This window comes from Pseudonocardia sp. 73-21, assembly GCF_001899645.1.
Taxonomy (GTDB): domain Bacteria; phylum Actinomycetota; class Actinomycetes; order Mycobacteriales; family Pseudonocardiaceae; genus Pseudonocardia.
On sequence record NZ_MKVV01000096.1, the window covers coordinates 59,343 to 72,078 of the forward strand.

Here is a 12,736-nt window from a genome sequence, read left to right on the forward strand (position 1 = left end):
CTCCCGTGCAGCTGATCGAGTGCCCCTGGTGCGGCCCCCGCGAGGAGGTCGAGTTCCACTACGGCGGGCAGGCCGGCGTCGCATACCCCGACGAGCCCGCCGCACTGTCCGATGAGGACTGGGCCCGCTACGTGTTCTTCCGCGCCAACCCCAAGGGCTCGTTCACGGAGCGGTGGAGCCACAGCGCGGGCTGCCGGCGCTGGTTCACCGCCGTCCGTGACACCGCGACCTACCGGTTCGCGCGATGAGGCTCCCCACCGGCGGTCGCATCGACCGCTCCGTCACGCTGCACTTCACCTTCGACGGGGTCGGCTACACCGGGCACCCCGGGGACACCCTCGCCTCCGCGCTGCTGGCCAACGGCGTGCACCGGATCGGCACGAGCGTCAACCTCGGCCGCCCGCGGGGCGTCGTCGCGGCGTGGAGCGACGACCCGGCCGGGCTCGTGCAGGTCGAGGAGCCGTTCCCGGAGCCGATGCTGCTCGCCACCACCATCGAGCTGACGGACGGACTGGTCGCGCGCGGCATCCCCGGCCGCGGACGGCTGGCCGAGGTGCCCGACACCGCCCGCTACGACCGCCGGCACGCCCACTGCGACACCGTGGTGGTCGGCGCCGGCCCGGCGGGGCTGCTCGCCGCGCGGGAGGCGGCGCGGCGGGGGGAACGCGTGGTGCTGGTCGACGACCGACCGGACGCCGGGGGCGCGCTGCGGGGCACCGAGGAGATCGAGGGCCGACCCGCGCTCGACTGGGCGGCCGGGGTCGTCGCGGAGCTGGCCGCCACCCCCGATGTGCTGCACCTGCAGCGCACCACCGCCTTCGGCCTCTACGACGACGGCTTCGTACTCGCGCTGGAACGTCGCAACGGCGCCCGGCACCAGTCGCGCCAGCGCGTCCACCGGATCCGCGCGAAGCACGTGGTGGTCGCGACCGGCGCCCACGAGCGGCCGATCGTGTTCTGCGACAACGACCGCCCGGGGATCATGCTCGCCGGGGCCGCCCGCGAGATGCTGCACCGCTACGGCGTGCTGGCCGGGCAGCGGATCGTGGTCTTCACCAGTGACGACGCCGCCTACGACGCCGCGGCCGACCTCGCCGCCGCAGGCGCGAGGGTCACCCTGCTCGACGCCCGCCCCGCGCAGGCTCTGCACACGGATACGCGTCCACCGAACCCCGGTGCTCATCTGTGTGCAGAGCCCGGTGCTCATCTGTGTGCAGAGCCCGGTGCTCATCTGTGTGCAGAGCACAGCGTCGACGTGAGGCCCGGAGCCGTCGTCGTCGGGACGGAGGGTGTCGAGCACGTCACCCACGCCGTCCTCGCCGACGGTGAGCGCCTCCCGTGCGACCTGCTGCTGGTCAGCGGCGGCTGGAACCCCACCGCCCACCTGTTCAGCCACGGCCGCGGGCCCCTCCGCTACGACGAGGCGCTCGGCGCGTTCGTGCCGGGCGAGCCGCTGGAGAACGTGACGGTCGTCGGCGCGGCCGCCGGGGAACCGGCGCCGAACCGGCTGGTGCTCTGGCGCACCCCGGGCGACCAGACGACACAGTTCGTCGACATCGCCCGCGACGCCACCGTCGCCGACATCGCCCGCTCCGTCGGCGCCGGGATGCGCTCGGTGGAGCACATCAAGCGCTACACCACCATCGGCACCGCGCACGACCAGGGCAAGACCTCCGGCATCGTCGCCGTCGGCGTCGCGGCGGAGCTGCTGGGCGTGCCGGTCGCGTTGCTGGGCACCACGACGTTCCGCCCGCCGTACACCCCCGTCGCGTTCGCGGCGCTGGCCGGGCGCGAGCGCGGGAGGCTCTTCGATCCCGAGCGCACGACGGCCCTGCACCCCTGGCACGTCGAGGCCGGGGCGGTGTTCGAGGACGTCGGGCAATGGAAGCGGCCGCGCTACTACCCGCGCCCGGGGGAGTCCATGGACGACGCCGTGCTGCGCGAGTGCGCGGCCGTGCGCACCGGCGTCGGCATCCTCGACGGCTCGACCCTGGGCAAGATCGACGTCCAGGGTCCCGACGCGGGTGTGCTGCTGGACCGCCTGTACACCAACATGATCAGCAACCTGGCGGTCGGCCGCGCGCGCTACGGCGTGATGTGCGGCGCCGACGGCATGGTGATCGACGACGGCACCGTGCTGCGCATCGCCGACGACCGCTTCCTCGTGGTCACCACCACGGGCGGCGCCGCGACGATCCTCGACTGGATGGAGGAGTGGCACCAGACCGAGTGGCCCGACCTGCGTGTGCACCTCGCGTCGGTCACCGAGCAGTGGGCGGTGATCCCGGTGGTCGGGCCGCGCTCGCGCGACGTCGTGGGCGCCGTCTTCCCGGACCTCGACGCCTCGGCGGAGGCGTTCCCGTTCATGGCCTGGCGCGACACGGTCCTCGACGGCGTCCCCGTCCGGGTGGCGCGGATCAGCTTCTCCGGCGAGCTGGCGTTCGAGGTCAACGTCAGCTCCTGGTACGCCGACGCGGTGTGGCGGCGGCTGCTCGCGGCCGGCGAGCCGCACGGGATCACGCCCTACGGCACCGAGACCATGCACGTGCTGCGTGCCGAGAAGGGCTACCCGATCATCGGGCAGGACACCGACGGCACCGTCACCCCGCACGACCTCGGCCTGGGCTGGGCGGTGTCGAAGAAGAAACCCGACTTCGTCGGAAAGCGCTCCTTCACCCGCCCGTCGAACCTCGATCCGCTGCGCAAGCAGCTCGTCGGGTTGCTCCCGGTGGACGCCGCCACGAAGCTGCCCGAGGGCTCGCAGATCGTCGAGGACGCTGTCCTGCCTCCGCCGCCCGTGCCGATGCTGGGGCACGTCACGTCGAGCTACCACAGCGCCGAGCTCGGCCGACCCTTCGCGCTGGCCCTGATGAAGGCGGGACGCGCCCGCATCGGCGACGTCGTGCACGTGCCGGTCGACGGCACGCTGGTGCCCGTCGAGGTCGCCGGATCCGTGCTCGTGGACCCGGAAGGAACCCGCCGCGATGGCTGACACGCTGAGCCCGGTCCACCCGCTGCACGCCTGGCGGGAGGCCTTCGCGGCGCTGCCGGACGGCCTGGAGATCACCGCGGAACCGCTGGTCGCGGCCATGGACCTGCGCCTCGGCCGCGCAGCGGTGGAGGCGGTCACCGACGTGCTCGGTGCCGCCGTGCCGACGGTCCCGAACACGTGGGTGGCGACGCCGACCGGCCGGATCATCTGGCTGGGACCTGACGAGTGGCTGGTCCACAGCGACGCCCACACGCCGACGGAGCTGGAGTCGCGGCTGCGCGGGATCGTCGCCCCGGCCGGGGGCGCCGCGGTGGACGTCTCCGCCCAGCGCACCGGGCTGCGGCTGGCCGGGCCACTGGTCCGGGAGCTGCTGGCCCTGGGCTGCTCGCTCGACCTGCACCCCTCGGTGTTCCCGCCCGGCGCCTGTGCGCAGACCACCGTCGGTCAGGTCGGCGTGGTCCTCGCCGCCGCCCGTGCCGATACCGACGACGCCTTCCACCTCCTGGTCCGGCCGTCGTTCGCCGGCCACCTCGCCGCCTGGCTGCTCGACGCGGCCATCGAGTTCACCCCCGAGGAGCAGCAATGACCTCCCCCCGCGTCGTCATCATCGGAGCCGGGATCGTCGGCACCAACCTCGCCGACGAGCTCACCGCCCGCGGCTGGGACCAGGTCACCGTCCTCGACCAGGGCCCGCTCCCGCTCACCGGCGGTTCCAGCTCGCACGCGCCCGGTCTCGTGTTCCAGACCAACCCGTCCAAGACGATGGCGGAGTTCGCCCGCTACACCGTGGAGAAGTTCCTGGACCTCGACGTCGACGGCGCGTGGTGCTTCAACCAGGTCGGCGGCCTGGAGGTCGCCACCACGCCGGAACGGCTCGCCGACCTGCACCGACGGCAGGGCTGGGCCACGTCCTGGGGGATCCCGGGCGAGGTGGTCTCCCCCGAGGAGTGCGTGCGGCTGCACCCGCTGCTGGACGCCGAGCAGGTCCTCGGTGGCCTCCACACGCCCACCGACGGGCTGGCCAGGGCCGCCCGCGCGGTGGTGGCGCTGGCGCGGCGGGCGCAGTCGCGCGGCGCCGTGTTCCGGGGCTCGACACGTGTCACGGGCATCGCGCAGGCCGGCGGCCGGGTCACCGGCGTGCAGACCGACCAGGGCGAGATCCCCGCCGACGTCGTCGTCTCGTGCGCGGGGTTCTGGGGCCCGGCGGTGGGGGAGATGGTCGGGATGGCCGTGCCGTTGCTGCCGCTGGCGCACCAGTACGTGCGCACCGGGCAGGTCGCCGCGTTGGCCGGCGGCGCCGACGAGGCGGTCGAGGCGCGGTTGCCGATCCTGCGCCACCAGGACCAGGACCTCTACTACCGCGAGCACGCCGACCGGCTCGGCATCGGCTCGTACTCGCACCGGCCCATGCCCGTCTCGCTCTCCGGTCTGGACGAGGACGGTGAGATCACCGCCGCGGCCATGCCGTCGATGCTCCCGTTCACCGAGGAGGACTTCGCCCCGGCCTGGGAGCAGAGCCGGCTGCTGCTGCCGTCGCTGCGCACCGCGAAGATCGACACCGGGTTCAACGGCGTCTTCTCCTTCACTCCCGACGGCGGCCCGCTGATCGGCGAGTCGCCCGACGTCGCCGGGTTCTGGATCGCCGAGGCCGTCTGGGTCACGCACTCCGCCGGCGTCGCCCGCGCCGTCGCGCAGCTGCTGGTGGACGGGCGCAGCGAGATCGACCTCCACGGCTGCGACGTGCACCGCTTCGAGGAGGTGCAGCTCGCGCCCGGGTACGTCCACGAGACGGCGCAGCAGAACTTCGTCGAGGTCTACGACATCCTCCACCCGCTCGACCCCAAGCTCTCCCCGCGCGACCTGCGCGTCAGCCCCTTCCACGCCCGGCAGAAAGAGCTCGGTGCGGTGTTCCTGGAGGCCGCGGGCTGGGAGCGGCCGCACTGGTACGAGGCCAACGCTCCGCTGGTGGACCAGCTGCCCGACGCGTGGCGGCCCCCGGCCCGCGACGCCTGGTCGGCGAAGTTCCACTCGCCGATCGCCGCCGCCGAGGCCTGGCGCACCCGCGAGGGCGTGGCCCTCTACGACATGACGCCGCTCAAGCGCCTGGAGATCACCGGCCCGGGCGCGGTCGGCCTGCTCGACCGCCTCACCACGGGGAAGATGGACAAGTCGGTGGGCTCGGTGACCTACACCCTCGCCCTCGACGACGCCGGTGGCGTCCGCAGCGACCTGACGGTGGCCCGCCTCGGTGTCGACCGGTTCCAGGTGGGCGCCAACGGCAACCTGGACCTGGACCACTTCCAGCGGGAGGCAGGGGACGACGTGCAGGTGCGCGACAGCACCGGCGGCACCTGCTGCATCGGCGTCTGGGGCCCGCTGGCCCGCGACCTCGTCCAGCCGCTGACCAGCGACGACTTCTCCCACGAGGGGCTGAAGTACTTCCGCGGCCGCTCCGCCCACATCAGCGGGGTTCCGGTCACCGCGCTGCGACTGTCCTATGTCGGCGAGCTCGGCTGGGAGATCTACACCAGCGCCGAGTACGGGCAACGGCTCTGGGATGTGCTCTGGGCGGCCGGGCAGCCGCTGGGCGTGATCGCGGCCGGGCGCGCGGCGTTCAACAGCCTGCGCATCGAGAAGGGCTACCGCTCCTGGGGCCACGACATGACCACCGAGCACAACCCCTACGAGGCCGGCCTCGGCTTCGCGGTGCGGCCGGGGGAGTACACGGGCAGCGCGGCCCTCGCCGGCATCTCCGACGAGACGGTGACGCGCCGGCTGAGCACCCTGACGGTCGACGACGGGACGTCGGTGGTGCTGGGCCACGAGCCGGTGTACCTCGACGGCGCACCGGCCGGTTACGTGACGAGTGCGGCGTTCGGCCACACGGTGGGCCGCCCGATCGCCTACGCCTGGCTCCCCGCCGCCGCGGTGCCCGGCACACCGGTGGAGATCGCGTACTTCGACCGGAGGATCGCGGGCACGGTCGCGCCCGACGTGCTGGTGGACCCGGAGATGGCCCGCATCCGCCGGTGACCGGCCGGGGTGTCCCGCGCCCGACCGCCGTTCCGGGACGCCGTTGCGGGACGCGGAGCGGTGCCGGGCAGGGGCGCTGTCCCCAACCGGCGATCACGCCGCCCGCCCCACCTCGTGATCGTCGTCCGGGGACCGGGTGCCGCACACCGGGTCCGGCCGACGGTGATCATGGCCTACAGCAGCGCGCGGATGGCCTTCTCGAAGCCGACGACGTGGTCGCGGGAGAGCTGTTCGGCCACCGCGGCGTCGCCCGCGGCCACCGCCCGCAGGAGCCCCGCGTGCTCGCCGACGTGCTTGTCGAAGTCGGTCATCCGGTCCAGGAACAGGCAGAAGATGCGGGTGGCCAGGTTGTCGTAGCGCACCAGGGTGTCGGCGAGGTGGGGGTTGCCGGCCGCGAGGTAGATCGTGCGGTGCACGCGCAGGTCCCAGCGCATCAGCTCGGTGCGGCCCATCCCGCGGACGTCGAGGGTCTCGGTGCGGTCGGCCAGCTCGGCGAGCTCCGCACGCACCGCCCCGGTCGCCCCCTCCGCCGCCCGCCGCGCGGCCAGCGGTTCGAGCTGCACGCGGATGTCGGAGATGTGGGCGAGGTCGGTGATGTCCACGCCCGTGGCGAACGTGCCGCGCCGCGGGTACGACACCACCAGCCGGTCGCTCTCCAGCCGTTTGAGCGCCTCGCGGACCGGCGTGCGCCCGATCCCCAGCGACGCCACGAGCGCGACGTCGTCGATCGCGGCCAGCGGCGGGATGTCGAGCATGATCAGCCGGTCCTGGATCGCCGTGTACGCCTGCTCGGCCAGGGAGGTCGGCGGGGCGAGGTCGGTGGTCACCTCGGAATCATAGGTGTTGGCCGATAGATATATGAGTCATCGGCCCAGGAATCGCGCCGCGCGCTTCTCCGCGAACGCGGCCCGGCCCTCGGCGTAGTCGTGGGTGCCGCCGTTCTCCTGCTGCAGGGTGGCCTCCAGCTCGAGCTGCTCGGCCAGGTGTCGTTGCGCGACGGCGTGCAACGCCCGTTTCGCGCCCGCCAGCGCGACCGTCGGCCCGGCCGCGAGCCGCCCGGCCAGGGCGCGCGCCGCCGCGGGCAGCTCCGCGGCCGGGTGCACGGCGTTGATCAGTCCCCAGTCGAGTGCCGTCGACGCCGGGAGCTTCTCACCCAGCATGCACAGCTGTGCGGCGCGGGCCAGCCCGACGCGCTCGGCGAGGAACGCCGTCGCACCCGCGTCCGGCATCACGCCGATCCGGACGAACGCCAGCAGGAGGTAGGCGTCGTCGGCGGCGATCACGACGTCGCACGCCAGCGCCAGCGACACCCCCAGGCCTGCGCACGCCCCGTGCACGGCGGCGACGCACGGTTTCGGGGCGGCCCGCAGCGCCAGGATGACCGGGTTGTAGATCTCGCGCAGGCGCGTCGAGAGGTCCGGGACGCCGTCGGGGGTGAGCTCGCGCGCGTCCTTCACGTCGGCGCCCGCGCAGAACGCCCGGCCCGCCCCGGTTACCAGGATCGCCCGCACCGCCTGGTCGGCCGATGCCGCCCGCACGACGTCCAGCAGCTCGCGTCCCATCGCCGGGGTCCAGGCGTTGAGGGCCTCGGGCCGGTGCAGCTCGATGTGGCCGACACTGTCGGTGACGGCGTAGCGGATGTCGGACACGGGCCCTCCTTGACAGGCGTCCCCCGGAGTTTAGTCTCACTTCAAAACGGGAGGCATCATGGGCGAGGCCTACATCGTCGACCCCGACGGCGGCGCGATCGCGCTATGCCGTCCGCTCGGCGCCACCGGCGCGCGGTCGATGACCACGATGCCGCACGAGCTGGAGCGCACCGGCGGCCGCTACGGCCTCCGGACCATGTGCGAGGGTGGCGGCCAGGCCAACGTGACGATCATCGAGAGGCTGTAGATGTTCCCCGGAACCCATGCCGCGCAGAGTCCCGACAAGATCGCCGCCGTCCTCGTCGAGACCGGTGAGACGCTCACCTACGGCGAGCTGGAGGAGCGTTCGGTCCGCCTCGCCCACGTCCTGCACGACGCGGGCCTGCGGCCCGGGGACGTCGTCGCGCTGCTCACCGAGAACAACCTGCACGCCTTCGAGGTGTACTGGGCGGCGCTGCGCTCCGGGCTCTACGTCACCGCGGTCAACCACCACCTCGCCCCCGGTGAGGTCGGCTACATCGTCGACGACTCGGGCGCGAAGGCCCTGATCGTCTCGGCGGGCAAGGCGGAGCTCGCCACGCAGGTCGCGGGCGCCGCCGGGCTGAAGCTGGCCTTCGACGGCCCGGTCGACGGCTACGGCTCCTACGACGACGCGCTGGCCGCGGCGTCCGACGTGCCGTTCGACGACCAGCCCTACGGTGCCACGATGCTGTACTCGTCGGGCACCACCGGCCGGCCCAAAGGGGTGCGGCCCATGCTGTCCGGGGCGCAGGTGGACGACCCGGGCGACTCGCTCGTCGGGCTGGCGGGCCAGTTCTTCGGGGTGAACCCGGATGCCGTCTACCTCAGCCCGGCCCCGATCTACCACGCCGCGCCGTTGCGCTGGAGCGGCGCCGTGCAGGCCCACGGCGGCACGGTGGTGATGATGCGCCGGTTCGACGCCGAGACGGCGCTGCGCACCATCGAGGAGCGGTCGGTCACCCACGGGCAGTTCGTGCCCACCATGTTCGTGCGCATGCTCCAGCTGCCCGACGACGACCGCACCCGCTACGACGTCTCCAGCCTGAAGGTCGCCATCCACGCGGCGGCGCCGTGCCCGGTCGAGGTCAAGCAGAAGATGATCGACTGGTGGGGTCCGGTCCTCGTCGAGTACTACGCCGGCACCGAGGGCAACGGCATGACGATGATCGACTCGAGGACGTGGCTGACGAAGCCCGGCACGGTCGGCCGGGCGGTGATGGGCACCGTCCGGATCTGCGACGACGCCGGCGTCGTGCTGCCCGCGGGCGAGGTGGGGACCGTCTACTACGAGCGCGAGACCGTCCCGTTCACCTACCACAACGACCCCGAGAAGACCGCCGCCGGCCAGCACCCCGAACACCCGAACTGGGCCAGCCTCGGCGATGTCGGTTACCTCGACGAGGACGGTTTCCTGTTCCTCACCGACCGCAAGTCCTTCATGATCATCTCGGGTGGGGTGAACATCTACCCGCAGGAGACCGAGAACGTCCTCGCGCTGCACCCGGCCATCCACGACGTGGCCGTGATCGGTCTGCCCGACCCCGAGATGGGGGAGTCGGTGGCCGCGTTCGTGCAGCTCGCCGCCGGGGTGGACCCCAGCGACGAGCTCGGCGCGGAGATCATCGCGTTCGTGAAGTCGAAGATCGCCTCCTACAAGGCGCCGCGCAGCGTGCGGTTCGTCGACGAGCTGCCCCGCACCGAGACGGGGAAGCTCGTCAAGGGCGAGCTCAGGAAGCAGTACGGGTGATCGCGCGGGCGATCTCGCCCCAGCGGGCGGCGGCCTTCGGGTCGGCGTCGATCGTCTCCTCGGCGAGGTAGGTGACCAGCCGCGCGGCGACCCCGTCGTAGCGGCTGGTCAGGACGGCGGGGATGTCGTCCCAGCGCCCGACCACCGCGAACTGCTCCACGATGTCGTCGGTGATCGCGTCGCGCATGCCGTCGAGGTCGCCGGCCTTGAGCAGGTCGTTGAGGCGCGACGACAGGCCCGTGAAGCCGAGGTCGTCGAACTGGAAGCTGTAGTTCTTCGTGGAGCCGTAGAAGGCGATCTGCTCCTTCGCGCGACGCAGCAGCGGGGCGCGCTCCTCGGCGGTGTCGCCGGCGACGACGAACACCGGCACGATCAGGTCGACGTCGGACACCTGCCGGCCGGCCCGCGCGCAGCCCTCGGCCACCGCGGGGCGCAGCCGCTCGGTGAGGTAGTGCACGGAGTGCAGCGGGTGCACGTGGATGCCGTCGGCCACCTCGCCGGCCATCCGGCACATCCAGTCGCCCACGGCCGAGATGTCGATCTTGATGTCGGGGAAGTCGTGCGACGGCGGCACCCAGGCCGCGGGCAGCAGCGACAGGTTGTAGAACTCGCCCTCGTGCGCGAGCTTCCCCCGGCCGGCGAAGGCGTCGAAGCACGCGCGGACGGCCAGCACGTAGTCGCGCAGCCGCGGCCCGGGGTGCTCGAACTCCGCCGAGTAGCGGCGCTCGACGTGCGCGCGGACCTGCGTGCCCAGGCCGAGCCGGAAACGGCCCCGGGTGTTGCCGGCGAGCTCCCAGGCGATCGCGGCGCTGACCATCGGGCTGCGGGGGAACGCCACGGCGATGCCGGTGGAGAGCTCCAGCTCGGGCGCGGCCATCGCGGCGGCGGCCAGCGACATCCACGGCGTCTGGCTGGTCTCGGTGAACACCATGCCCGAGAGCCCGGCCTCGCCGACCGCGCGGGCGATGCCGGCGGAGTGGGTCCAGGACGAGGGGCCCTTCATCATGTCGAACTTCATGGGGCCGACTCTTCCATCTTCAGGCCGTTGCGCACGATCAGCTGGGCCGTCCGCACCGTGTCGGCCAGGGTGCCGCGCCCGGCGTCCCACCACTCCGGCGCCCAGTTCAGCGCGCCGATCACCAGCATCCGTGCGGCGCGGGGGTCCAGGTCGGGGTTGACCTCGCCCGCCGCCACCGCGTCGTCGATGAGGGTGCGCCACAGCGCGCCGTAGCGACGTTCGTCGAGCAGCTGCACGTCGCGGATGGCCTGCGGGAGCTGCGCGGCGTTGCGGATGGCCGCCGACGAGTACGCCGAGTCCTGCAGCACCACCTCGAGATGCGCGGCGACGGCGACGAGGATGCGCTCCATCCTCGCGACGCCGGACGGGAGCGCGGCCAGCGACGCCTCGACGTGGGCCATCGTGCGCCGCAGCCCGACCTGGACGACCTCCTGGATCACGTCGTCGCGGGACGGGAAGTAGTAGTAGATGGCGGGGGCCTGCAGCTGTGCCACCTCGGCGATGTCGGACAGCCGCGTGCCCGCGTAGCCCTTGCGGTTCAACACCTCGGCGGCCGCGTCGAGGATGCGTTCGCGGGTGCGCGCGGACTTGGACACGGTCGCCGCCATGATCGGAGTCTACGAAGACCTGGCGGTCAGCTCGTCGCGCAGCACGAACTTCTGGACCTTGCCCGACGCGGTGTGCGGCAGCTCGTCGCGGAAGAACCACCGCACCGGCACCTTGAACGGGGTGAGGCGGGACAGGCAGTGCTCGGTGAGCTGCCGCTCCAGGTCGGGAGCGGCGGGCCCGTGCGTGGTGACGACCGCGGCCACGATCTCGCCCCACGTCTCGTCGGGCAGCCCGACCACCGCGGACTCGGCGACGGCCGGGTGGGCGGCGAGTGCGATCTCGATCTCGGCGGGGGAGATGTTCTCCCCGCCCCGGATGATCAGCTCCTTGAGCCGGCCCGAGAGCGTGATGAGGCCGCGGGCGTCCATGGACCCGAGGTCGCCGGTGTGCAGCCAGCCCTCGGCGTCGACGGTGGCGGCGGTGGCCTCCGGGTCGTCGAAGTAGCTGATCATCTGGTTGTAGCCGCGGGCGCAGACCTCGCCGGCCACGCCCAGCGGCTGCACCGCGCCCGTCACGGGGTCGACGATGCGCGCGCCGGTGTGCGGCAGCGGCCGGCCGACGCTGGTGACGAGGTCCTCGCGCGTGTCGGAGCGGCGCGTCAGGCACATGACGGGGGAGAGCTCGGTCTGGCCGTAGAGGTTGTGCACGGACGCGCCGAACGTCTGCTCGACGGCCTCGATCATGCTGCCCGGCACGGTGGACGCCCCGACCAGCACGGTGGCCAGCTGGGGCACCGGGTTGCTGGAAGCGCGGGCCGCCTGCAGAACGGCGGCGAGCACGGTGGGCACGCCGAACAGCACGGATGCGCCGTGCTCCGTCATGGCCCGTAGCACCGCCGAGGGGTCGAACGTCGAGATGAGCACCATCGTCCCGCCCAGGACCGCCGGCCCGAGGTGCGAGATCACGCAGCCCGCGGTGTGGAAGCTCGGCAGCGGCGCGATGGCGACCGCCCCCGGCTCGACCTCGGCCGTGAGCATCGTCAGCCGCGCGTTGTTCACCAGCGACCGGTGCGACAGCAGCACCGCCTTGGGGTGGCCGGTGGTGCCGGAGGTGAACTGGATCATCGCGGGCGACTCCGGGGAGCTGAGCTCCTCCGGCTGCACGGGGCTGCCGTGGAGCCGCCCGGCGTCGGACAGGCTGATCACCTCGAGCCGGTCCGGGATCGTCGGCGCCACCTCGGCCACGACCGCGGCCATGTCGTAGGTGCGCGCGCGGTCGGCGTGGACCAGCACCGACGCCTGCGAGAGCCGCAGGCAGTACTCCAGCTCGGCCGGGCGCAGCGCCGGGTTCAGCGCCACGAGCGTGACGCCCGCGAGCGCCGCCGCGTACTGCACGATCGGCCACTCGGCCACGTTCGGCGCCCACAGGGCCACGTGGTCACCGGGATCGGCCACCGTCAGCAGGCTCCCGGCCGCGTGCCGGGCCGCGTCGAGCAGCTCGGCGTAGGTCCAGCGGCGGTCCTCGCCGGCGTGGGAGGTGCCGATGAGCGCGACGACGTCGGGGTGGTGTTTCGCCTGCTCCACCAGCAGCCCGCCGACCGTGCCCTCCACCAGCGGCACGTCGGTCTCGGGCAGCCACTCCGACCTCGGTGTCGTCATGGGGGGCTCCCTAGGACGCTCCTGAAAAAGCCGGTCGTGTCGGTCCTGGCCGGGACGGTCGGGGCTGGG

Annotated in this window: 10 protein-coding genes and 1 pseudogene; 6 read left to right on the forward strand and 5 right to left on the reverse strand. The window is 72.9% G+C overall.

Annotated features, from left to right (window positions below; translation table 11 throughout):
* Window positions 1-5 precede the first annotated feature (5 nt).
* Genes BGP03_RS30880 through BGP03_RS30895 form a run of 4 tightly spaced genes read left to right on the forward strand, consistent with a single transcriptional unit; the run spans window position 6 to window position 6,025 of the window.
* Complete coding sequence (locus BGP03_RS30880) at window positions 6-248, forward strand: sarcosine oxidase subunit delta (protein ID WP_296374096.1); 243 nt, start codon at window positions 6-8, stop codon at window positions 246-248.
* Window positions 245-2,992 (forward strand): 2Fe-2S iron-sulfur cluster-binding protein, encoded by a 2,748-nt coding sequence (locus BGP03_RS30885; RefSeq protein ID WP_296374094.1) that lies wholly within the window; start codon window positions 245-247, stop codon window positions 2,990-2,992. The genes BGP03_RS30880 and BGP03_RS30885 overlap by 4 nt, the downstream gene beginning before the upstream one ends.
* Window positions 2,985-3,578 carry a sarcosine oxidase subunit gamma family protein gene (locus BGP03_RS30890; RefSeq protein ID WP_298798724.1) on the forward strand — a complete coding sequence of 198 codons (594 nt, stop codon included), beginning with the start codon at window positions 2,985-2,987 and terminating at the stop codon, window positions 3,576-3,578. Before BGP03_RS30885 ends, BGP03_RS30890 begins: the two co-directional genes overlap by 8 nt.
* The gene (locus tag BGP03_RS30895; protein WP_298798726.1) at window positions 3,575-6,025 is read left to right on the forward strand and encodes an FAD-dependent oxidoreductase; all 2,451 of its coding nucleotides are present in this window, start codon (window positions 3,575-3,577) and stop codon (window positions 6,023-6,025) included. The genes BGP03_RS30890 and BGP03_RS30895 overlap by 4 nt, the downstream gene beginning before the upstream one ends.
* A gap of 173 nt (window positions 6,026-6,198) precedes the next feature.
* Here the strand turns inward: BGP03_RS30895 and BGP03_RS30900 are convergent, their stop codons facing one another.
* Together BGP03_RS30900 and BGP03_RS30905 are read right to left on the reverse strand one after the other, a co-directional pair.
* The gene (locus BGP03_RS30900) at window positions 6,199-6,852 is read right to left on the reverse strand and encodes a GntR family transcriptional regulator (protein ID WP_296374088.1); all 654 of its coding nucleotides are present in this window, start codon (window positions 6,850-6,852) and stop codon (window positions 6,199-6,201) included.
* 36 nt (window positions 6,853-6,888) lie between these two features.
* On the reverse strand, window positions 6,889-7,674 hold the full coding sequence (locus tag BGP03_RS30905; protein ID WP_298798728.1) for an enoyl-CoA hydratase-related protein: 786 nt from the start codon (window positions 7,672-7,674) through the stop codon (window positions 6,889-6,891).
* 85 nt (window positions 7,675-7,759) lie between these two features.
* Here BGP03_RS30905 and BGP03_RS30910 point away from each other — a divergent pair.
* Window positions 7,760-7,921, forward strand: a pseudogene (locus BGP03_RS30910) (acetyl-CoA C-acetyltransferase); the annotation flags it as partial.
* Window positions 7,922-9,442, forward strand: a complete 1,521-nt coding sequence (locus tag BGP03_RS30915) for an acyl-CoA synthetase (protein ID WP_298798730.1) — start codon at window positions 7,922-7,924, stop codon at window positions 9,440-9,442.
* On the opposite strand, the gene BGP03_RS30920 is transcribed toward BGP03_RS30915, so the two are convergent.
* From BGP03_RS30920 to BGP03_RS30930, 3 genes are read right to left on the reverse strand one after another with little or no spacing between them, the layout of a single operon-like run.
* A complete protein-coding gene (locus tag BGP03_RS30920; protein ID WP_296374082.1) occupies window positions 9,423-10,460 on the reverse strand; it encodes a TIGR03617 family F420-dependent LLM class oxidoreductase in 1,038 nt (345 codons plus the stop codon). The two genes, BGP03_RS30915 and BGP03_RS30920, sit on opposite strands and share 20 nt — an antisense overlap.
* Complete coding sequence (locus BGP03_RS30925) at window positions 10,457-11,068, reverse strand: TetR/AcrR family transcriptional regulator (RefSeq protein WP_296374080.1); 612 nt, start codon at window positions 11,066-11,068, stop codon at window positions 10,457-10,459. Before BGP03_RS30925 ends, BGP03_RS30920 begins: the two co-directional genes overlap by 4 nt.
* A gap of 9 nt (window positions 11,069-11,077) precedes the next feature.
* Window positions 11,078-12,667 (reverse strand): AMP-binding protein, encoded by a 1,590-nt coding sequence (locus BGP03_RS30930; protein WP_296374078.1) that lies wholly within the window; start codon window positions 12,665-12,667, stop codon window positions 11,078-11,080.
* Window positions 12,668-12,736 lie beyond the last annotated feature (69 nt).